This is a genomic window from Pseudomonas sp. PDM30 (genome assembly GCF_019218985.1).
GTDB lineage: Bacteria > Pseudomonadota > Gammaproteobacteria > Pseudomonadales > Pseudomonadaceae > Aquipseudomonas > Aquipseudomonas jessenii.
Genome location: NZ_JAHUWM010000033.1, coordinates 1 through 297 on the forward strand (window position 1 = coordinate 1; position 297 = coordinate 297).

Consider the following 297-nt stretch of genomic DNA (forward strand, 5'->3'; position numbering starts at 1 on the left):
ACCAATTTTGTGTGGGAAACGCCTGTAGAAATACGGGGCCATAGCTCAGCTGGGAGAGCGCCTGCCTTGCACGCAGGAGGTCAACGGTTCGATCCCGTTTGGCTCCACCACTACTGCTTCTGATTGTGTAAAGCTTAGAAATGAGCATTCCATCGGTTCGATGGTGAATGTTGATTTCTAGTCTTTGACTAGTTCGTTCTTTAAAAATTTGGGTATGTGATAGAAAGATAGACTGAACGTTACTTTCACTGGTAGCGGATCAGGCTAAGGTAAAATTTGTGAGTTCTCTTAGTTGAG

Annotated in this window: 1 tRNA gene; it reads left to right on the top strand. The window is 44.8% G+C overall.

Annotation, left to right across the window (positions count from 1 at the left end):
• The first annotated feature begins 34 nt into the window (after positions 1-34).
• A tRNA-Ala gene (locus KW840_RS28350) sits at positions 35-110 on the top strand.
• Positions 111-297: the final 187 nt, after the last annotated feature.